General features: G+C 67.6%; 16 protein-coding genes, 1 tRNA gene and 2 pseudogenes. 3 read left to right on the top strand and 16 right to left on the bottom strand.

Annotated elements, in window-relative coordinates; genetic code table 11:
* Positions 1-5 precede the first annotated feature (5 nt).
* The 3 genes from ACJ4V0_RS16920 to ACJ4V0_RS16910 all read right to left on the bottom strand — a co-directional run bounded on the left by ACJ4V0_RS16920 (position 6) and on the right by ACJ4V0_RS16910 (position 858).
* The gene (locus ACJ4V0_RS16920; RefSeq protein ID WP_448300769.1) at positions 6-191 is read right to left on the bottom strand and encodes a hypothetical protein; all 186 of its coding nucleotides are present in this window, start codon (positions 189-191) and stop codon (positions 6-8) included.
* 112 nt (positions 192-303) lie between these two features.
* Positions 304-379, bottom strand: a tRNA-Glu gene (locus ACJ4V0_RS16915).
* 125 nt (positions 380-504) lie between these two features.
* A complete protein-coding gene (locus ACJ4V0_RS16910) occupies positions 505-858 on the bottom strand; it encodes a hypothetical protein (RefSeq protein ID WP_448300768.1) in 354 nt (117 codons plus the stop codon).
* 16 nt (positions 859-874) lie between these two features.
* On the opposite strand from ACJ4V0_RS16910, the gene ACJ4V0_RS16905 reads away from it, so the two are divergent.
* A complete protein-coding gene (locus tag ACJ4V0_RS16905) occupies positions 875-1876 on the top strand; it encodes an RluA family pseudouridine synthase (RefSeq protein WP_448300767.1) in 1002 nt (333 codons plus the stop codon).
* 390 nt (positions 1877-2266) lie between these two features.
* The gene (rpoH, locus tag ACJ4V0_RS16900; RefSeq protein WP_448300766.1) at positions 2267-3175 is read left to right on the top strand and encodes an RNA polymerase sigma factor RpoH; all 909 of its coding nucleotides are present in this window, start codon (positions 2267-2269) and stop codon (positions 3173-3175) included.
* Between the two features lie 118 nt (positions 3176-3293).
* On the opposite strand, the gene ACJ4V0_RS16895 is transcribed toward rpoH, so the two are convergent.
* From ACJ4V0_RS16895 to ACJ4V0_RS16860, 8 genes and pseudogenes are all read right to left on the bottom strand, one after another.
* On the bottom strand, positions 3294-4844 hold the full coding sequence (locus ACJ4V0_RS16895) for a hypothetical protein (RefSeq protein ID WP_448300765.1): 1551 nt from the start codon (positions 4842-4844) through the stop codon (positions 3294-3296).
* Positions 4845-4871: 27 nt separating this feature from the next.
* The gene (locus ACJ4V0_RS16890; RefSeq protein WP_448300764.1) at positions 4872-6161 is read right to left on the bottom strand and encodes an adenylosuccinate synthase; all 1290 of its coding nucleotides are present in this window, start codon (positions 6159-6161) and stop codon (positions 4872-4874) included.
* A gap of 162 nt (positions 6162-6323) precedes the next feature.
* Complete coding sequence (locus tag ACJ4V0_RS16885) at positions 6324-7970, bottom strand: mucoidy inhibitor MuiA family protein (protein ID WP_448300763.1); 1647 nt, start codon at positions 7968-7970, stop codon at positions 6324-6326.
* 87 nt (positions 7971-8057) lie between these two features.
* Entirely contained in the window at positions 8058-8876 is an 819-nt protein-coding gene (gene pstB / locus ACJ4V0_RS16880; protein ID WP_448300762.1) for a phosphate ABC transporter ATP-binding protein PstB, read from the bottom strand.
* A gap of 34 nt (positions 8877-8910) precedes the next feature.
* Positions 8911-9732, bottom strand: a pseudogene (gene pstA / locus ACJ4V0_RS16875) (phosphate ABC transporter permease PstA); the annotation flags it as partial.
* A 525-nt stretch (positions 9733-10257) separates the two neighbouring features.
* A pseudogene (locus ACJ4V0_RS16870) lies at positions 10258-10749 on the bottom strand (DUF3333 domain-containing protein); the annotation flags it as partial.
* Positions 10742-12121, bottom strand: a complete 1380-nt coding sequence (gene pstC, locus ACJ4V0_RS16865) for a phosphate ABC transporter permease subunit PstC (RefSeq protein ID WP_448300761.1) — start codon at positions 12119-12121, stop codon at positions 10742-10744. The gene pstC and the pseudogene ACJ4V0_RS16870, both read right to left, overlap by 8 nt.
* A gap of 103 nt (positions 12122-12224) precedes the next feature.
* The gene (locus tag ACJ4V0_RS16860; protein ID WP_448300760.1) at positions 12225-13256 is read right to left on the bottom strand and encodes a substrate-binding domain-containing protein; all 1032 of its coding nucleotides are present in this window, start codon (positions 13254-13256) and stop codon (positions 12225-12227) included.
* Between the two features lie 297 nt (positions 13257-13553).
* Between ACJ4V0_RS16860 and ACJ4V0_RS16855 the strand changes: the two genes are divergently transcribed.
* Positions 13554-14453 (top strand): DMT family transporter, encoded by a 900-nt coding sequence (locus tag ACJ4V0_RS16855; RefSeq protein ID WP_448300759.1) that lies wholly within the window; start codon positions 13554-13556, stop codon positions 14451-14453.
* Here ACJ4V0_RS16855 and ACJ4V0_RS16850 read toward each other — a convergent pair.
* From ACJ4V0_RS16850 to ACJ4V0_RS16830, 5 genes are all read right to left on the bottom strand, one after another.
* Entirely contained in the window at positions 14438-14887 is a 450-nt protein-coding gene (locus tag ACJ4V0_RS16850) for a hypothetical protein (RefSeq protein ID WP_448300758.1), read from the bottom strand. The two genes, ACJ4V0_RS16855 and ACJ4V0_RS16850, sit on opposite strands and share 16 nt — an antisense overlap.
* 264 nt (positions 14888-15151) lie before the next feature.
* A complete protein-coding gene (gene serA, locus ACJ4V0_RS16845; protein ID WP_448300757.1) occupies positions 15152-16744 on the bottom strand; it encodes a phosphoglycerate dehydrogenase in 1593 nt (530 codons plus the stop codon).
* 233 nt (positions 16745-16977) lie between these two features.
* On the bottom strand, positions 16978-18153 hold the full coding sequence (locus ACJ4V0_RS16840) for a phosphoserine transaminase (protein WP_448300756.1): 1176 nt from the start codon (positions 18151-18153) through the stop codon (positions 16978-16980).
* A 116-nt stretch (positions 18154-18269) separates the two neighbouring features.
* Complete coding sequence (locus tag ACJ4V0_RS16835) at positions 18270-19112, bottom strand: outer membrane protein (protein ID WP_448300755.1); 843 nt, start codon at positions 19110-19112, stop codon at positions 18270-18272.
* 186 nt (positions 19113-19298) lie between these two features.
* Positions 19299-20189, bottom strand: coding sequence for an outer membrane protein (locus ACJ4V0_RS16830; RefSeq protein WP_448300754.1), 891 nt, complete (start codon positions 20187-20189; stop codon positions 19299-19301).
* Between the last annotated feature and the right edge of the window lie 66 nt (positions 20190-20255).

The following is a 20255-nucleotide window of genomic DNA, read 5'->3' as shown; positions in this document are numbered from 1 at the left end:
GAGGCTCAGAGCCCCTCCCTGAGGAAGGCGCGGGCCCAGCCGGCGATCGGGCGCTGATGCCGGTCTGCGCGCTCTTGCGGGCGCGGACGACGAGCCGCCGACTGGACGGGGAACTTCGGGCCGATGGTGCGGGAAAAGCCGGCGGACGAGGATGCGGATGCGCCGACTGCCATGTGACTGGACTGGGTCATCGCGGTTGCTCCTGGGCGGAACCGCCGACGGCGGCTCATGACCATGGGTCGCCGCCAGGGAGCGCGAGGTTCAGGAGATGACGGACATAGCAGGCGCAAGCGGCAAGACGCTTGGCGCTCCCTAGGGGACTCGAACCCCTGTTTTCGCCGTGAGAGGGCGACGTCCTAGACCGCTAGACGAAGGGAGCGGACCGCCACTGTCGCGGCGGAGCGCGCTTCATAATCGCAAACGCTCGGGCGGGTCAAGGCGTTGCGCGCAGGGAATGACCGCGCCGGGCGATCCGCCTGGCTCAAGCGCGGCAGCCCCAAAAAGTCAGGGTCGCGGGACCTGCGGGCCGCCGACCTCGACGCGATGGGTTTCCTTCAGCGTCTTGAGGTCATAGATGACGATCAGCGCCCCGGCGGGGCGCTCGTGCGTCACGGTCAGACGGTCACCGGCGGCCACCGCCGACATGATCCGCCCTTCGGAGGGAATTGTTCCCGACATCAGCGGCCCCGCAGCAGGAACCGTCATCAGGCGATAGACGATGACGGCGAGCACGCTGCCGACGCCGAGGATCATGACGAGGAATGAGATGACGGAGATGCGGCGGACGCGCGCGATCACCGCGTCGCTCGCGGCATCGTTGACATCGGGTTCCGGAGACGTGTTGGTCATCGAGGCCATGGAAGGGGTTTGAAGAGTGTCTGAGGAAAGGGCGGAGGCGGCGGCGAACACGCAGCCGACGGAGATCGAGGCCGATGCGGCACGCGAGCGGCTCGACCGCCTGATGGCGCGCCGCCTGCCCGATCTCTCGCGCTCGCGCCTGAAGGCGCTGATCGAGGCCGGGCATGTCGAAATCGGCGGCCGGACCATGACGGATGCCAGCCACAGGGTCAATCTGGGAGACCGGGTGACATTGGTCGTGCCGGAGCCCGAGGATCCGACCCCGCAGGGCGAGGCCATTCCGCTGTCGGTGGTCTTTGAGGACGACGCGGTGATCGTCATCGACAAGCCGGCGGGACTGGTGGTCCATCCGGCGGCCGGCAACTGGACCGGCACGCTCGTCAACGCGCTTATCGCCCATTGCGGCGAGAGCCTGTCAGGCATCGGCGGCGTTCGCCGGCCGGGCATTGTCCACCGGCTCGACAAGGATACGAGCGGCCTTCTGGTGGTGGCCAAGACCGACCGGGCCCATGCGGCCCTCGGCGCCCAGTTCGCCGACCACGGACGGTCCGGCCCGCTGGAGCGCGCCTATGTCGCCCTGGTCTGGGGAACGCCGGCACGCACGAGCTTCACCGTCGACGCGCCGCTCGACCGGGACACGAAGGCGCGTGACAGGATCGCCGTGCGCACGTCCGGCCGCCACGCGATCACTCACGTCGCCGTCGAGGAAAGCCTGGCGGCGGGCCTGGTCAGCCGGATCACCTGCCGGCTCGAGACGGGACGCACGCACCAGATCCGTGTCCACCTGGCCCATGCCGGTCACCCGCTCCTCGGCGACGAGGCCTATGGCAAGGGGTTCAGGACCAAGGCCGGAAAACTCGGTGACGGGGCGCGCGGCGCCCTCGATGCCCTGGGGCGGCAGGCCCTTCACGCAGCGGTCCTCGGTTTCGCGCACCCCGTCACCGGCGAACCGATGCGGTTCGAGAGCCCGCTGCCAGCAGACATGACGAACCTGCTCGCCGCCTTGCGCGGGGCGTAGAGAACGGCGCGGCTACCGCCCGACGCCGGACTGGGAGCGGTTGGCGGAACTTGCGGCTCGACAAGACGTTGCATCTGCGGACGGATCTCGACCGCCCCCCGCGGATCGCCCATCACCAGGATTTCACACCATCGTGTAACGACACGACGCGGTTTCTCGTATCATGATGATGAGGTAGTCAGGTCACCACTCCTTGCGTGAATGCAAGATCACTGGCCCAGACTTCCGGTCTCGGCGGGCATCTGTCAACGTTCCGCCATGATTGTTTCGGACAATGACACTCGATCACGGAGGCTTATGGCGCCCCGGGATCAGCGGACCGCCCAGGCTTTGGGGTGGGCGGTTCGGGGCTCGCCGGATGGTCCGGGAGCCAAGAGAAGGAGGGCCCATATGGCTCGTGCTGCATCGCTTCCGATCCTCTCCGCCGAGGCGGGACTGTCGCGTTATCTCGATGAGATCCGCAAGTTCCCCATGCTTCAGCCGCAGGAGGAATACATGCTTGCCAAGCGCTGGCGCGAACACGGCGACAGCCAGGCGGCGCACAGGCTCGTCACATCCCATCTGCGCCTCGTCGCCAAGATCGCCATGGGCTACCGTGGCTATGGCCTGCCTATCGGCGAGGTCGTCTCCGAGGGCAATGTCGGCCTCATGCAGGCTGTGAAGCGGTTCGAGCCCGACAAGGGCTTCCGCCTCGCCACCTATGCCATGTGGTGGATCAAGGCCTCGATCCAGGAATACATCCTGCGGTCCTGGTCGCTGGTGAAGATGGGCACCACCGCCAACCAGAAGAAGCTGTTCTTCAACCTGCGCAAGGCGAAGAGTTCGATCTCGGCGCTGGAAGATGGCGATCTGCGCCCCGACCAGGTCAAGGTCATCGCCACCAAGCTCGGCGTCGAGGAGAAGGACGTCATCGACATGAACCGCCGCCTCGGCGGCGACGCCTCGCTCAACGCGCCCGTCCGCGAGGACGGCGACGGCGAGTGGCAGGACTGGCTGGCCGACGACTCCGACAGTCAGGAGGCCGTGCTGGCGCGCGAGGAGGAGACCGACAACCGTCGCCTCGCCCTCACGCGGGCTCTCGGGGTTCTGAACGAGCGCGAGCGCATCATCTTCGAGGAGCGGCGGCTGAAGGACGACCCGATCACGCTGGAGGATCTCGCCGAGCGTTTCGGCGTCTCGCGCGAGCGTGTCCGCCAGATCGAGGTCCGCGCCTTCGAGAAGGTTCAGGATGCGGTCGTCAAGTCGATCCGCGAGATCGAGCGCCCGGCCGCCCAGGCGCCGCAGATCGCCGCACCGTAGTCGCGTCGCCGAGATCAACATATGCGAAAGGGAGGCTGCAAAGCCTCCCTTTTTTGTTGGTTCGTCCGGCGGACGATACCGGATCAGGTTCCGCGTGGAACGCCGGCGTCGGTCCCCCTTACTGACCCCAGGCCTGCATGGCCTCTTCGAAGGCGCGGTCGCCGGCGGGACCCTTCTCCACGGTCAGGATGGCCCTGCGGCCCGAATCGTAGCGCATCGGGATGTCGAAGAACGGCCGGGTCTTCAGCGCCTGGATGTTGCTGTTGCGGTCCATGTCGAAGCCCGACAGGCCCACGAAGAAGAAGCCGTTGGTCACCCGCACCGCCTGGCCGACGAGCGGAACGCCGCGCGCCTGCTCCGACACCTTCATCAGGACGCCGGGGACCTCGGCCACACCGCCGAACTGGAAATCGCGCGGCAGGGCGTAGAGGATCTCGATGGTATGGCTGGCGGGCAGGGTCTGGTCGAGATTGCGGCGGATGGTGATGGTCACCGTCATGCGCCGCTCGGGGATGGACACCTCGCCGAGAAGCGCCAGGTCAGGCGGCTGCCCCGGGCCGACGCTGACCGTCTGCGTCCGCCAGACGACCGAACCCTGCATCAGGGTGCCGGCCGCATTGCCCGGCGTCTCCTCGAACAGCGCGGCCCGCTGCGCCTGACCGGGCACGACAGGGGCACTCGGCGCAGCAGCGGGAGCCGGTGCGGCCGCCGCGGGTGGCGAAGGCGCCGGAGCGGGGATGGCCGGCTGGGCATCCGCAGCCGGGGCTGGGGGGGCGTCCGCCGGCGCAGGAGCCGCAGCGGCCGGAGGCGTATCCGCAGAATCAGCCGATGCCGGCGGCAAGGCCGTAGCTGGCGGGTCGACCGGCACGATCTGGCGCGGCTGCGGCGCTACAGGCGCGGCCGGTGTCGCCACGGGCGCAGGTGCAGGGGTATCTCCCCCGACGCGGTCAGTGGCCTTCGGGCGCTCCGGATCGGCGGCCGGAACCGGTGCGGGCGCAGGCGCCGGCCCGGGTGTTGGCGCGCGCGCGGTCGAGAAGGGCAGCCGGTCGGGGTGATTGTTCGCCACATACCAGCCGAGCCCGCCAGCGCCGGCGAGAAGCAGCAGCACCAGAACGATGGCGATGGCGCCACCGCCGCCCTTGCGCGCCGGCTTGTCGCCCTCCTCGCCGAGAACCGACACGCGCGGCCGGATCGGCGATGTTTCGCCCTCATTGGCATTGCTGAACGGATGCGCCCGCTCGACGCTCGGCTCGATGCGTTCAGCCGGGACGCCCGCTTCCGGAGCGGTCAACTGATCGCGGGCCGACTGGCGGGCATAGGCGGTGGCGTCACCCAGCGTCTCCGCATCGTGCGCGGCGTCGCTCACCGTCCGGGCGCCAGCGATCGAGATCGGGTCCTGCCGGGACGCACCCTTGCCCAGGGTGGCGAATTCGCGCTCCAGCATCTGATCGAGGCTCTCGGACGAACGCTCCGCCTCGACCTTGCGGATCGCATCCTCGAGCGACATGCGCTCGCGCGTGATGTGCTCCTCCGGGAGGGGCGGGTTCATGTTGCGCAACTGGGCGAGCAGAGCAGCCCGCGCGCGGTCATAGACCGCGCGGCGCGCCTCGCCGGTGTTGTCCGTCAGTGCCCCAACGGCACGGGAGATCAGGGGCGTGTAGTCGGCCATCGAAACTCGCTTGTCGCCCCTCAACTCTTACTCGAAGGGATTGCGCACCAGAATCGTATCGTCGCGCTCCGGGCTGGTCGATAGTAGCGCGACCGGACAACCAATCAATTCCTCGATCCGCCGGACATACTTGATCGCCTGTGCCGGCAATTCGCCCCAGGAACGCGCGCCCATCGTGGTCGAATCCCAGCCCTCGATCGTCTCGTAGATCGGCCGGATGCGCTGCTGCGCGTCCTGGTTGGCCGGAAAGATGTCGATCTGTCTGCCGTCGAGTTCATAGCCCACGCAAACCTTGATCTCCTTGAACACATCGAGGATGTCGAGTTTGGTCAGCGCGATCCCGTCAATGCCGTTGGTCTTCACCGCCTGCCGCACCAGAACCGCGTCGAACCAGCCGCAGCGGCGCCGACGTCCGGTGACCGTGCCGAATTCGCGGCCGCGTTCGCCCATGATCTGGCCGTTCTCGTCCTCGAGTTCGGTCGGGAACGGGCCACCGCCGACACGGGTCGTATAGGCCTTGGTGATGCCGAGGACATAGTTGATCGCCCCCGGCCCCATGCCCGAGCCGATCGCGGCCTGCCCCGACACCGTGTTCGAGGACGTCACGAAGGGATAGGTGCCGTGGTCGATGTCCAGCAGCGTTCCCTGCGCACCCTCGAACAGGATGCGCTTGCCGGAGCGCTTCGCATCGTCGAGGAGATCGAAGACCGTCGTCACATAGGGCAGCACCTTCGGGGCGACGCCGGCGAGTTCGTCGTAGATCGCCTGCGCCTCGATCTCGGGCAGGCGCAGGCCGCGGCGCAGCGCGTTGTGATGGACAAGCAGCCGCTCGATCTTCGGCATGAGCGAGCCGAGGTCGCTGAGGTCGGTCATGCGGATGGCGCGGCGACCGACCTTGTCCTCATAGGCCGGGCCGATGCCGCGGCCGGTCGTGCCGATCTTGGTGCCGGAATTGGCCGCCTCGCGCTGCTGGTCCAGCTCACGATGCACGGAAAGGATCAGGCAGGCGTTCTCGGCGATGCGCAGCGTCTCGGGGGCGATGGCGACGCCCTGGGCCGAGACGCGCTCGATCTCGGCGACCAGCGCGTGCGGGTCGACGACCACGCCGTTGCCGATGACCGACAGCTTGCCCGGCCGGACGATGCCCGAAGGCAGCAGCGACAGCTTGTAGGTGACGCCATCGATGACCAGCGTATGGCCGGCATTGTGGCCACCCTGGAACCGAACGACCACATCGGCCTGGCTCGACAGCCAGTCGACGATCTTGCCCTTGCCCTCGTCGCCCCACTGCGAGCCGACGACAACCACATTCGCCATGGTCCAAAACCCTCCACGGCAAGGCAAACCCCGGCGGCGCAGTCAGCGCGTCCTGCCGGGGCCCTTGCACTGTGCGGATAAAGGATCGCTGGCGGGGTGGCAAGGGTCGCCCCGACTATGCGAACGGACGAGATCGCATGGCCTGGACCGTTGCTGGCCCTCTTACATCCGCCCCTGCACCGGCTGGATGCGCCGCTCGGAGGGCCAGCGCAGCCGCCATCCATGGCGGATTTCCCGGGTCGCCGCGGGTGCCAGATCAAAGCTCCAGGCGACGAGACCGCGGCGGCCGTCGGTGTCCCGCGTCGTCGGGGCCGTCATGCCGGTCAGGGCCTCGACGACGATGTCCTGAGCCTCGGTCACCGGCAGGCGATCCTCGACAACGAGGCGGCGCGGCGCCTGGGCGCCGTTGCGCACGACGATGCGGAACTCCCGCTCTTCCGTCTTCGACGAGGTGATGATGCCGGCCGAGCCGTCGGTGCGCCGGACGACATGATGCTCGACGCGGACGAGATCGTCGGGGCCGAAGCCGAGCTTCACCTCGTCCTCGCGTGTCGCGGCGGCGAGCGCCGCGCGGCCGGCGAAAACGCCGTCTCGGTAGAGGCTGACGCGGCCGGGCATGAGCGGCACGTCCTCGGCATGCTTGAAGCGGGCCTCAAGGAAGGCGGTCGGATCGAGGCTGGGCACGACGCGCGAGACGAGTTGCGGCTCGATGGCGCTGGTGCCGATCCGCAGCGCCCGCGCGCTGTCTCCGGACGGGATCGAGGTGCGTCCGGGAATGGCGAAGGAGGCCTGGAACCCTCCCATGTCGACGACGGCTTCCTGCTCCGCGACCCGCCCGGCGAGCGAAGCCGCAGTATCCTCCTGTTGTGAGCGTGTCATCGGCGCCGCCGGAGCCGGCATCGCGGACGGCCGGGGCGCCCCGCCAGCGGCACGTTCGCGGGCGTCCTCGTGATAACGGATGATGAGGGACGGCAGTACCGGAACGGAGCCGCCACGCGCCACGCGCGCCGTCGAGACGGTCAGCGCGATGTCCGGCCAGTCCTCGCCGGTCTGCTGACGGATCTCGGCACGGCGGACGAGTTCGAGGGAGGGCTTGGCTCCGGATGTCCACAGACGTGCGTCATAGACCGGCGTCCAGCGGGCGGCGCGCACGGCGTAGGTGACGGTGAGTTCGCCCTTGAAGGCGGCCTGCGCCTCCACTGCGATACGGGCCTCGAGACGCCGCGGCGGCTGCGCCCTGACGCGGGCCTCGACCTCGGCGATCTCGCGATCGAGGCCACGCTGGCGCTGTTCGGCCTCGCGGATGGCCCGGTCGGCGGCGAGTGTTTCCTCCAGCGCGGCAGCGAGCGCCTGCCGGGCTTCGCCGACGTTCAGCCCGCGCTCCCCTCCGGCCAGCGTCGTTGGCGCCACCAGCGCCTCCGTCGCCCGCTTGCGAACCCGTTCGGCGGCGATGCGGTCGTCGAGCGAAAGCCGCTCGTCCCGGAGGGCTTCCAGTTTCCGGATCGCTACGGGATCGGGTCTCTCCGTGGCGCGCTGCTGGCGGGCATCCACCGAGCCGATCACAAGCTGTCCCGTCCCGGCTCCCGCCACGCGCAGCGACGCGGCATCGGCGGCAAGCGGCAGGTCGTCGAGGATCAGCACGTGATCGCCGGCCGGCACCTCGACCGCGAAGCGGCGCGTGATGCTCGCCCCGTCAGGGAAGACGGTGACGGCCTCCACCCGCGAGGGGAAGCGGAACTCCGCGGCCGCGGCGCCGGACACCGGGACGGCGAGAAGAAGGCTCAGGGCGGCGAGATGCTGCGGCTTCATGACGTGCTCCGTGGCGTTGGAGCGACGAGAATGGCGAGCCGATTGGGGCCGCCGCGGGGCTGAACCGCGGCGGATGCCTGCCCAAAATCAGCCGAAACGGCCGGTGATATAGTCGCGGGTGCGGGTGTCGACCGGATTGGTGAAGATCTGGTCGGTCGTCCCTTCCTCGACGAGGATGCCGAGATGGAAGAAGGCGGTGCGCTGCGACACGCGGGCCGCCTGCTGCATTGAGTGGGTGACGATGACGATGGTGAAGTTCTGCTTCAACTCGTCGATCAGTTCCTCGATCTTGGCGGTGGCGATGGGGTCGAGGGCCGAGCAGGGCTCGTCCATCAGGATCACCTCGGGCGACACTGCGATGGCGCGCGCGATGCACAGGCGCTGCTGCTGGCCCCCGGAGAGGCCGGTGCCGGATTCCTGCAGCCGGTCCTTCACCTCGTTCCACAGGCTCGCCTTCTTCAGGGCGGTCTCGACCACCTCGTCGAGGTCCGTCTTGCTCTTCACCAGGCCGTGGATGCGCGGGCCGTAGGCGACGTTCTCGTAGATGGACTTCGGGAACGGGTTCGGCTTCTGGAAAACCATGCCGACCCGGGCCCGCAACTGCACCACGTCGAGGTCGCGATCGTAGATGTCCTTCTCGTCGATCCGGATGTCACCGGTGACGCGGCAGATCGGGATGGTGTCGTTCATCCGGTTGATGCAGCGCAGGAAGGTCGACTTGCCGCAGCCCGACGGGCCGATGAAGGCCATGACGGAGCGCTCGGGGATATCGACGTTGACGTCCTTGATGGCGTGCTTGTCGCCATAAAAGACATTGACGTTGCGGCCCGTGATCTTCGGGTGAGCCGCAGCGGCCGGCACGGCCGACAGTGCCGCCGTCGTCTCGAAGGTCGGAAGCGAGTTCATCGACTTCATCCTTTTCTCGTGAGCGCCAGGCCGATCACCAGCGACGCTCGAACCTCTTGCGCAGAATAACAGCCGCCGCGTTCATGAGCATCAGGAACGCGAGCAGGACGATGATGGCAGCGGCAGTCTTGCTGACGAAGGCGGCCTCGGGGAAGTCCGCCCACATGAACACCTGAACCGGCAGGAGTGTCGCCGCATCCGAAATGCCTTTCGGCGCATCGACCACGAAGGCGACCATGCCGATCAGAAGCAGCGGGGCGGTCTCGCCCAGCGCCGAGGCCATTCCGAGGATGGTCCCCGTGAGGATGCCGGGCATGGCGAGCGGCAGGACATGGTGGAACACGGCCTGCTGATGTGAGGCACCGACGCCGAGAGCAGCCTCGCGGATGGAGGGCGGCACGGCGCGGATGGCGGCCCGGGAGGCGATGATGATCACCGGCAGCGTCATGAGGGCGAGGACCAGGCCTCCAACCACCGGTGCCGAGCGGGGCATGTCGAATGTGTTGAGGAACACCGCCAGGCCGAGGAGGCCGAAGATGATCGACGGCACCGCCGCGAGATTGTTGATGTTGACCTCGATCATCTCAGTCCAGCGGTTCTTCGGAGCGAACTCCTCGAGGTAGATGGCCGCGGCCACGCCGATCGGGAAGCTCAGTGCAAGGGTGATGATCAGGGTCAGGAACGAACCGACCACCGCGACCCAGACACCGGCGAGTTCCGCTTCACGCGAGGCACCGCCGAAGAAGAACTCGCGCGAGATGCGTCGCTCGACGAGACCGCGGTCCTTCAGCGATTCCAGATAGGCGATCTCGCGGTCGCTGATGCGGCGGCTGGTTTCCGGCAAGGCGATGCGGACGACTTCCCACTCGCCGGGCTTCGCCACGTCGGTGCTGCGCGGCGGCAGGATCACCAGTCCGGTGGCGTTGGCGCTCTGGACCTCGGTCAGCTTGATCACGCCGCCATTGATGCGGATGAGGTAGCTGGACAGGGCGTTGTCGAGCGCCTCGGCCCGGTCGGCGCCGGAGATGCGGCCCTCGATGCCGGCGATGCGCTGCTGCAACTGCTCGATCTCCGAGCGCGTGGCGGCGACCTGACGTCCATCCTGATCGACCCGGCCCTGCAGCCGGGCGCGGTCCGCCTCGGGCACCGTCGCGAGGCTGCGCTGGAGCGCCCCCACGTCGCGTTCCAAAATGACGAGCACGCGCTGCTTGCCGGCGAGATCACCGCGCAGCCGGGTCGCCTCGGCCTGAAGCTGGGCCTTCACCGCCGCCAGCAGCGGCGCAAAATTGTTGACCGTGGAGGACAACTGCACCTGGCCGGACGTTCCCGACACGCCCAGTTCGCCCTGCCCTTTGGTGACTTCCACAGCCGAGACCAGACCCTTGAGATAGAGATCGGCATTGGCCTGGAGCGGCACGTAGATCTGCCGTGTGGTGCCGATGGCGGAGGGATCGGCGACCACCTCGTTGCGGACCATGGAGGGTGCGCCGGACGACATGATCGCACCGAGCGCGCGGCGGGAGACGCGGTCCGTCACAGACGGGAAATAGCTGCGCAGGCCACTATTGACCAGCGCGTCGAAATTGGCCGCACCGATCGCCCGCGTCAGTTCCGCCCCCGTCGCGTTCTGCGGGTTGAGGTCCTCGCGCTTCAATTCCACATCCAGCTTCAGATAGTGCTGGGTGAAGGCCGGGATGGACTGGCCGACGATGGTCGACAGGAAGAGCACGAGGAAGCCGGCGGCAATCGCCAGAGCCCCGATACCCAGGGCCTGGAAGATGTACTCGCTGCGATAGCGTGCCTTCAGCCGCTTCTGCGCCGCGTCGTTGGTGTGCAGATCGGTGGCGATCCGAGGCAGCGAGACGTCAGTCATACTGTTCCCGATACTTGTTGACGACGCGCAGGGCGACGAGATTGAGCGACAGGGTGATGACGAAGAGCGCCAGGCCGAGACCGAAGGCTGCGAGGGTCTTCGGGCTGTCGAATTCCTGGTCGCCGGTCAGAAGCGTGCCGATCTGCACCGTGATCGTCGTCACGGCTTCCAGCGGATTGAGCGTCAGGTTGGCCGCCATGCCCGCCGCCATGACCACGATCATCGTCTCGCCCATGGCGCGCGACACGGCCAGAACCAGGGCGGAGACGATGCCCGGCAGCGCCGCCGGCAGGACGACCCTGCGGATGGTCTCCGATTTGGTGGCGCCGAGCCCGGCCGAGCCGTCGCGCAGCGACTGGGGCACGGCGTTGATGACGTCGTCCGAGAGCGAGGAGACGAAGGGCACGATCATGATGCCCATGACGACGCCCGCAGCGAGCGCGCTCTCCGACGAGACGTCGAGGCCGAAGGACTGGCCGCTGTTGCGGATGAACGGCGCAACGGTGAGCGCGGCGAAGAAGCCGTAGACCACCGTCGGAATGCCGGCGAGCAACTCGAGAACCGGCTTGCCAACCGCACGCGCCTGCGGCGAGGCGTAGTCGGACAGATAGATGGCGGCGAGGATGCCGAGCGGGGCCGCCACCACCATGGCGATGAAGGTGATCAGCAGAGTGCCGGTCAGCAGCGGGATGAAGCCGAAGGCTGCGGTCCCACCGACCTGGTCGGCGCGGAAGGCCATCTGCTGCGGCGTCCAGGTCGTCCCGAACAGAAACTCCATTGGGCTGACGAGGGAGAAGAAGCGAAGCGATTCGAAGAGCAGCGACATGACGATTCCGACGGTGGTCAGGACCGCGACGGTCGCCGATGCGGCCAGAAACACCTTGACCGCCGCTTCGACCCGGTGACGGGCGCGGAAGTTCACGGTGATCGCATTCCAGGCGTAGTAGAAGCCGGCCAGGGCCACCAGGACCATCAGAATGGTCATGCCGATCAGCGAGGTTCTGTTGACCGACTGATAAGCCGCCGCGGCCTCCTCACGGAAGGCGTCGCGGACCCCCGGCATGCCGCCGCCGGCGATGCTCTGGATGTCGCGCCAGAAGCCGTCGAGCTGGGCGACGCTCATGGCGCTGACCTGACCGGAAAACTGCGACATCATCATGGAGCGGACGACCATCGGTCCGACGATTGACCAGACGATCAGAATGGCGAGTGCCGGCCCAACGGTGACCAGAGCCAGCCACCAGCCATGATAGCCGGGAAGAGAGTGCAGGGACGAAAACTGGGATCCAGAGACGGCGACAGCCCGATTGCGACCAAGAAGGACGCAGACGACGGCCGCCGCAATCAGCACGCCGGACAAGATCGTGAACATCGGATGCCGTCCCCAAGGAAGATGCGGGTCTGCCGGTACCGGCAGGCTTTGCTGGAGAAGTGCGGACCCGCCCGAGGGCGGGTCCGTTGAGATCTGAGGGAGATCAGAGGCCCGAGAGGCCGGTCGCCGCCCGCGCATTGCGGGCAACCGTCTCACGCTCCGCCTTCGGCAGCGGCACGAGGCCCTTCTTCTCGAGATAGCCGTCGTCGCCCATGGAGGGCTCGGAGACGTACTCGTTGACGAAGTCCTGCAGACCCGGAACCACCGACAGATGCTCCTTCTTCACGTAGAAGAAGAGCGAACGGGCGAGCGGATACTTGCCCTCGGCGATCGCATCGACGGAGACCTCGACGCCGCCGATCGGGGCAGCCTGGATCTTGTCCTGGTTCTCCTCGAGGAAGGAGTAGCCGAAGATGCCGAAGGCCTGCGGATTGGCGACGAGACGCTGGACGATGATGTTGTCGTTCTCGCCGGCCTCGACGAAGGCGCCGTCGGCGCGAACCTGCTGGCAGTCGCGGCTCGCGATCTGCACGTTGAGGCGCTTCTGGGCGAGCTTGCAGCCCTCGAGCATGCCGAGCTCGTTGAAGGCGTCGCGGGTACCCGACGTCGGCGGCGGCCCGAGGACCTCGATCTTCACGTTGGGCAGGTTGGCAGCGACGTCCGACCAGTTGCGGTGAGGATTGTCAACCATCTGGCCCTGGGCGTTCGGGATCTTGGCGGCGAGCGCAAGATAGAACTGTTCGAGCGTAATCTGGACGCGCGGACCCTGCTTGGAGTTGGCGAAGACGATGCCGTCGAAGCCGACCTTGATCTCGATCGGGGTGACGCCGTTCTTCTTGCAGGTGTCGAACTCGGACTGGGTGATGCGACGCGAGGCATTGGCCGCATCCGGCGTGTTCAGGCCGACGCCGGCGCAGAACAGACGCATGCCGCCGCCCGTGCCGGTCGACTCGACGATCGGGGCGCGGCCGCCGCGCTGCGAGAAGCGCTCGGCCACCGTGGTGGTGAAGGGGAACACGGTCGAGGAACCGGTGATCTGGATGCGGTCACGGGCCTGGGCATTGGCCGGCGCCGTGGCGAGAACGGTGCCGCCGATCGCGACGACCGCGGCAGAGAGGAAGAATGAGAGTTTCACAGGATGCTCCTGTCCTTGGAGGAACCTCGTCCAGCGCATCAATGCGCAGGGGCGGACAAGGGATGCAGCCTTTGGATAGGGCCGCTGCGCGATACTTCTATGACCCTTGGTTGACAGAAAGATGAAAGCATAATGTGATATTTTTCAGATAGTTGTCTCGCCTCGTCACAATTTGTCGCAAAGACTGGATGACTCGGCCGACACCGCTTGTCCGGCATTGCTCGACTGCGCCCAAACCGGCTGCCGACCGCCCTTCGGGCCGTCTATAGTGCGGGTCCATCAGGGTTTTGCGAGCGCATGCGCCTTTACGACCGTCCCTATCTCGTCCTCTCCGCCACGACGCTGATCTGGGCCGGCAACGCCGTCGCCAGCCGCCTCGCCATCGGCCATGTCTCGCCGATGATGCTGACGACCCTGCGCTGGGTCGGCACGCTGTCGCTGATGCTCGCCATCGCCGGCCCCGCTTTCCTGCGCGAATGGCCACAGATCAGGGCCAACTGGCGCTGGCTGGCGATCATGGGCGTGGTCGGCTTCACCGGCTTCAACGCCCTGTTCTACCTCTCCGCGCTCTACACGACGGCCGTCAACATCGGCATCATCCAGGGCTCGATTCCCGTCATGGTGCTGGCCGGGGCCTATCTCGTCCACCGCACGGCGGTGACGGGGCTGCAGGGCATCGGCATCGTGGTGACCATTGCCGGCGTCGCGCTGCTGGCGGCGCGCGGTGACCTCGCCGTGCTGACAGGGCTCGCGTTCAACTTCGGCGACCTCCTGATGCTGGTCGCCTGCCTCGGCTACGCCGCCTATACCGTCGCGCTCCGCAACCGGCCCCCCATCTCGCCCCGCCCCTTCTTCCTCGCCCTGGCGCTGGTGGCGCTCGTCTCGTCGCTGCCGCTGCTCGCCGCCGAGATCGCCCATGGTTCGGCGCAGTGGCCGGACCTCAACGGCTGGCTGATCATCCTCTATGTCGCCGTGCTGCCCGGCTTCGTCGCCCAGCTCTTCTTCATGCGCGGCGTGGAACTGATCGGTCCGGGGCGCGCCGGGCTCTGGGTCAATCTTGTGCCGGTCTGGTCGGCGATCCTCGGGCCGCTGATCCTCGGCGAGATCTTCGCCTGGTATCACGCCGTCGCGCTGCTGCTGGTACTTGGCGGCATCGCCATCGCCGAGAGCGGCAAGCGCGATCAGCGGGCCGCGTAGCGCATATAGCCGTTGAGAAGCTGGCCGATCCAGGCGAGCCCGATGCCGAAGGCGACCGCCAGCGCGGCCCCGGCGGCGATCCGTCCGGCATTGCCGCCCTCGAACAGCGCAGCACCACGGATCGCCGGCCAGACGACCCAGAGCACCAGTGCGGGGCCGATCAGGCCGAACAGCGTGCCGAAGCCGGCCCCCTTGACGATGCCCTGGCGGCCCCAGCGATCCCAGATGAGGATGAAGAGCATGCCCCACAGGCCGCCGATGATCGCCGGCTGCGTCAGGCCGGGGAGGCTCGCCGGCAGCGGCGCGCGCATCGGAAAGAGCTGCAACGCCGCCATGCCCACCTGCCCCATCAGCCAGACCGCGCCCTGGAGCGCGAGGATGACCGCGAGTGCGCCCACCGCGAAGCCGAAGGAGAGACGGGCGAGGACATACATGATCGGGTTCCGGCGAATCGGGACGGCCGAGTGTAGCGCAGGAGCCAGGACATCACCCGCCTCGCACGCGGCAGTTCCGTCCCGAAACAATGCCCCACCCGCACCCTTCCCGCCGCGCGGAGAGGGGACTTCGGCCTCTGTCACCCCTCTTGGTCGCCGCGCCAGGCCCAACCGGCCAGAACCACGCGCGACGCGGTAGCCGCCTCCCCCGCCCCGGCGAGGGGAGGGTAAGGGTGGGGCTCTCATACCCCTCCCGCGCCGCCGTCAGAACGCCAGGCGACGGGCGCGCTTCACCTGCGGGATCTCGTGGATCTTCGCGAGCAACTCGTCCGAGATGCGCTCGTCGACTGCGACGAAGCAGATGGCGTCGCCGCCCGGCTTGTCGCGGCCGAGGTTGAAGGTCGCGATGTTCACCCCCGCATCGCCGAGGAGTGAGCCGAAGCGGCCGATGAAGCCCGGCTTGTCGTCGTTGCGCACATAGAGCATGTGGTCGGCGAACTCGGCGTCCATGGCGATATGCCGGATCTCGACGATGCGCGGCTTGCCATCGGCGAGCACGGTGCCGGCGGCATGGCGCGGCATGTCCTCCGCCTCCACCGTGATCATGATGCGGCTCTCGAGGTTGCCGCCCGGCGCTTCGCGCTTCACCTCGTCCACGGTGATGCCCTTGTCGTTGGCGATCGGCACGGCATTAACCATGTTGATGTCGGAGAGGAAGGGCCTGAGCACGCCCGTCACCGCAGCGGCCGTCAGCGGGCGCACATTGAGATCGGCGACCTTGCCTTCGTACTCGATGCGGATGCCCTTGATCGGGGCTTCGGTGAGCTGGCCGAGGAAGGAGCCGAGCTTCTCGGCGAGTGCCACGAAGGGGCGCAGCTTCGGCGCATCCTCCGCCGAGATCGACGGAAAGTTCACCGCATTGGTGATGGCGCCGGACAGGAGATGGTCCGACATCTGCTCGGCCACCTGCAGGGCGACGTTCTCCTGCGCCTCGGTCGTTGCAGCGCCGAGATGCGGCGTGCAGACCACGTTCGGATGGCCGAACAGCGGATTGGCCGTCGCCGGCTCCTCGGAGAAGACGTCGAAGGCCGCTCCCGCCACGTGGCCGGCGTCGAGCGCATCGCGCAGCGCCTGCTCGTCGACGAGACCGCCGCGGGCGCAGTTGATGATGCGCACGCCCTTCCTGGTCTTCGCAAGCGCCTCGCGGGAGAGAACGTTCTTCGTCTGCGCCGTCATCGGCACGTGCAGGGTGATGAAATCGGCGCGGCGCAGCAGGTCTTCCAGCTCGACCTTCTCGACGCCGATGGAGACGGCGCGCTCCGGCGAAAGGTAGGGATCGAAGGCGATGACCTTCATCTTGAGGCCGAGCGCCCGGTCGGCGACGATGGAGCCGATATTGCCGCAGCCGATGACCCCGAGCGTCTTCGAGGTCAGCTCGACGCCCATGTACTTGTTCTTCTCCCACAGGCCGGCCTGGGTCGTGCGGTCGGCATCCGGAATCTGGCGGGCGATGGAGAACATCATCGCGATGGCGTGCTCAGCCGTCGTGATCGAATTGCCGAAGGGCGTGTTCATCACGATGATGCCCTTCGCCGTCGCGGCGGGAATGTCGACATTGTCGACGCCGATGCCGGCGCGGCCGATCACCTTGAGCTTCGCGGCATTGGCGAGGATCGCCGGCGTCACCTTGGTCGCCGAGCGGATGGCGAGGCCGTCATAGTCGCCGATGATCGCGGCGAGCTTGTCCTTGTCCTTGCCGAGAGCGGGCTGGAAATCGACGTCGATGCCGCGATCCCTGAAGATCTGGACGGCGGCGGGCGACAGGGCGTCGGAGATGAGAACGCGGGGTTTGGTCACGGGATGATGCTCCACATGCAGCCTCTCCCCGTTCGGAAGAGGCCTGCGCCGTCAGGCGCCGATGAAAGGAAAGGGCTGCGCGGAGCGTTCAGGGCTCCGAACGTCACCCCCGGCCGAGCGATAGCGAGGGGAAGGGGGTCCAGGAGTTGAAGGGCAGTGCAAGGTGGCCCCTGGATCCCCTTCCTCGCCGCTTCGCGGCTCGCCGGGGATGACGGCTGGTGATGCGGACAGCCTCAGGCCGCCTTCTTCAGCTTCGCTTTCTCGAGCGCGAAGGCATAGGCGATCCACGGCATCAGCGCCTTCAGATCACGCGCCTGCACGGTCGCGCCGCACCAGATGCGCAGGCCCGGAGGGGCATCGCGATAGTGCCCGAGATCGAGGCCTGCGCCTTCCTTTTCCAGCGTCGCGACAATGCCCTTGGCGAAGGCCGCCTGCGCATCCGCCGGCAGCGCCGTCACGGCCGGGTCGGTGAACTTCAGGCAGACCGAGGTGTTGGACCGCGTCTTCGGCTTGACCGCGAGGAAGTCGATCCAGTCGTTTTCCTTGACGAACTTCGCGATGACGCGGGTGTTGGCATCCGCGCGCTTCACCAGCCCGTCGAGGCCGCCGACCTTCTGCGCCCACTTCAGCGCATCGATATAATCCTCGACGCAGAGCATCGAGGGCGTGTTGATCGTCTCCCCCTCGAAGATGCCCTCGATCAGCTTGCCGCCCTTGGTCATGCGGAAGATCTTCGGCAGCGGCCAGGCCGGCTTGTAGGTCTCCAGCCGCTCCACGGCGCGCGGGGAGAGGATGAGCATGCCGTGAGCAGCCTCGCCGCCGAGCACCTTCTGCCAGGAGAAGGTGACGACATCGAGCTTGTCCCAGTCGAGGCGCTGGGCGAAGGCCGCAGACGTCGCGTCGCAGATGGTCAAGCCCTCGCGGTCGGCGGCGATCCAGTCGCCGTTCGGCACGCGCACGCCGGAGGTGGTGCCGTTCCAGGTGAAGACGACGTCACGGGTCTTCGTGTCGATCGTCTTGAGGTTCGGCAACTCGCCGTAGGGCGCCGTGATGGTGCGCACGTCGGTCAGCTTGAGCTGCTTCACCACGTCGGTGACCCAACCCTCGCCAAAGCTCTCCCAGGCGACCATGTCGACGCCGCGGGCGCCGAGCATGGACCACATGGCCATCTCCACCGCGCCGGTGTCGGAGGCCGGCACGATACCGATGCGGTAGCCAGCGGGCACCTGCAGCACGTCTCGGGTGAGATCGATCGCGAGCTTCAGCTTCGCCTTGCCGATCTTGGCGCGGTGTGACCGCCCGAGGGGCGCGTCAGCCAGAGCTTTTAGGGACCATCCGGGGCGCTTCGCGCAGGGGCCGGACGAAAAGGTATTGGCGCGCGGGCGCGCAGTCGGGGCGGTTGTCGCCATTTGGATCTCCATCCTCACAGATGAGCGTGCCCCGTTGGGGGGGCATGTCCCGCGGAGGGGGATAGGACCAATGGTGAGTCAGGTCAAGGAGGAGCGTGTTAGTGCTTAGGGTGCGGTCAGTGGCCGCCGACGCCGAGCCCGTCGCCGAACATGTAGCGCAGGCCGATGCGGAACTCGTGCGCCGCCACCGTGGTGCGGTAGGCGCCTCCCGCTGTGTCGGTGAACGACAGCGCGCCCATGTGCATGTAGCGATAACCGAGGTCGATCTTCGTCTGCGGCGTCACGTCGATGGTGACGCCGGCCATGGCGGCCCAGGCGAGGGTCCACTTCACCGTATTGGTGAGCGCCGGCGTCACCGTCGCCTCGCCGAGCAGGGCCGCGGCAGGAACCGGGGTCGACACGTAGTTCGAGGCGGCGAGGCGCGCGGCGCCGATGCCGACGCCGACATAGGGCGTCACCCCTCCCCAGCCGCCGAGATCGACATAGGCATTCACCAGCGCCGAATGGGCGGTGACGCCGAAGCGTTCGGTGCGGGACGGGGTCGGCAGCGGACCGACATAACCCCAGTTGCCCTCGGGTGGCGCAAAGCCCGACAGGCGGGCGGTCGAGCGGATGTCCAGGGTCGTGTCGAGCCGGAACCACTTGTATCTGAAGCCTGCGCCAAGGCTGCCGCCGAAGGCGTTGGCGCCGCGTGTGTCGCGCAGTTCCACCGATTGTCCCGGCGCGAAATTCGCGACGTCGAAGGTGCGGGCCGAGGGTCGCCGGAAGAGACTGGCATTCACGTCTCCCCGGACATACCAGCCGGACGAGAAGTCCTCCGCCAGCACGGGCGGCAGCAAGGGCGCCGCGGGCGCCGGGGAGCGCGTGTCGGCCGCATGCCCGGGCGAGGCGAGGACGAGGGCTGCAAGGAGGCCGGCGGCGGCGACGGGCAAACGCGGGGGGGACTGGTGACGCTTCATCTCAACCGTTCCTGCAACGCTGACGCCGCCCCGGCTGTGGGCGAAACGCGATCTGACGCCAGTGTCGCCGAGGGCGGTTAAGGGGGATTTAAGGTTAAGAATTAACCACGAGCGCCCTCCCCTCCCGACCAAAGCAAACGGCGCGGACAGGGTCCGCGCCGTCGGGGAGATGGCAGGAAAGATGGATCAGTAGCGGGCGACGATCGGCTCGGCGGGCACCGCGCAGGAGCAGTTGAGCGACCAGCGCATGCCGATCTTGATCTCGTGGGCCGTCAGGCGGCTGACCTGCACGGTCTCGTTGCCGGGACGCGGCGCGCCGGTCGCCGGATCGCGCAGAAGCAGGTTCGGCATGTCGCCGAGCGACAGGTAGCGGTAGCCCGCCTCCAGCGTCAGGCGCTCGTTGACCTTGTAGCCGACGCCGGCCATCAGCGCCCAGGCGAAGCTGGTGCGCGAGACGGTGGTGGCGTAGCCCCCGAGCGAGCCGGTGGCGCCGGTGACGGTGTTGAAGCCGGTGGACGTGTCGGTGAAGTTGCTGACCGTCGTATGGGCGAAGCCGAAGCCGGCGCCGATATAGGGCGTCAGACAGCCGAGCTGGCAGAATGTTCCGAGATCGATGTAGAAATTGGCGAGCCCGACCAGCGATCGGGTGCCGCCGTAGTAGAGATTGGTCTGCGATGTGGTGCCGCCGGACTGATCGAAGTTGACGTAGTCCATGCCGCGCAGGCGGCCACCGGTCCGGAACTCGCCGGTGACGTCCACGCGGAACCAGGAATTGAACTGGTAGCCTGCACCAAGCCCGATCGACACGCTTTCGGAATGCGACTTCATCCGCAGCTGGTAGTCGTTGACGCCGCCTACGCCGGCGCGCACCTGCGTGCCGTTCTGGAGCACGCCGAAATTGCCGATGCTGTTGCCGGCCGCGCCGATGTCACCGCGCAGATACCAGCCTCCGCTCTCGGCGGGCTGGACGACCGGAGCCGTCCCGCGCAGCACAGGCGGCGCCATGTCGGCGGCAAGTGAGGCGGTGGAGGCGAGCGCCGCCGCGGCGGCGAGAGCAACTGTGGAATGGCGGCGCATGGCGATGTCCTGGCGTGGGGGCATCGCCTGGAAAGGGCGCGCCCGGGGTTCGACACCCGGAACCGT

This window comes from Phreatobacter aquiterrae, from assembly GCF_053471285.1.
The sequence above is the reverse complement of the archived record's forward strand: the minus strand, read 5'-3'. Positions and strand labels throughout refer to the sequence as shown.

Coding starts and splice junctions, on each gene's coding strand:
- ACJ4V0_RS16920 (WP_448300769.1), bottom strand. CDS start 191: ATGACCCAGTCCAGTCACATGGCAGTCGGCGCATCCGCATCCTCGTCC.
- ACJ4V0_RS16910 (WP_448300768.1), bottom strand. CDS start 858: ATGGCCTCGATGACCAACACGTCTCCGGAACCCGATGTCAACGATGCC.
- rpoH (WP_448300766.1), top strand. CDS start 2,267: ATGGCTCGTGCTGCATCGCTTCCGATCCTCTCCGCCGAGGCGGGACTG.
- ACJ4V0_RS16895 (WP_448300765.1), bottom strand. CDS start 4,844: ATGGCCGACTACACGCCCCTGATCTCCCGTGCCGTTGGGGCACTGACG.
- ACJ4V0_RS16890 (WP_448300764.1), bottom strand. CDS start 6,161: ATGGCGAATGTGGTTGTCGTCGGCTCGCAGTGGGGCGACGAGGGCAAG.
- ACJ4V0_RS16885 (WP_448300763.1), bottom strand. CDS start 7,970: ATGAAGCCGCAGCATCTCGCCGCCCTGAGCCTTCTTCTCGCCGTCCCG.
- pstB (WP_448300762.1), bottom strand. CDS start 8,876: ATGAACTCGCTTCCGACCTTCGAGACGACGGCGGCACTGTCGGCCGTG.
- pstC (WP_448300761.1), bottom strand. CDS start 12,121: ATGTTCACGATCTTGTCCGGCGTGCTGATTGCGGCGGCCGTCGTCTGC.
- ACJ4V0_RS16855 (WP_448300759.1), top strand. CDS start 13,554: ATGCGCCTTTACGACCGTCCCTATCTCGTCCTCTCCGCCACGACGCTG.
- ACJ4V0_RS16850 (WP_448300758.1), bottom strand. CDS start 14,887: ATGTATGTCCTCGCCCGTCTCTCCTTCGGCTTCGCGGTGGGCGCACTC.
- ACJ4V0_RS16840 (WP_448300756.1), bottom strand. CDS start 18,153: ATGGCGACAACCGCCCCGACTGCGCGCCCGCGCGCCAATACCTTTTCG.
- ACJ4V0_RS16835 (WP_448300755.1), bottom strand. CDS start 19,112: ATGAAGCGTCACCAGTCCCCCCCGCGTTTGCCCGTCGCCGCCGCCGGC.
- ACJ4V0_RS16830 (WP_448300754.1), bottom strand. CDS start 20,189: ATGCGCCGCCATTCCACAGTTGCTCTCGCCGCCGCGGCGGCGCTCGCC.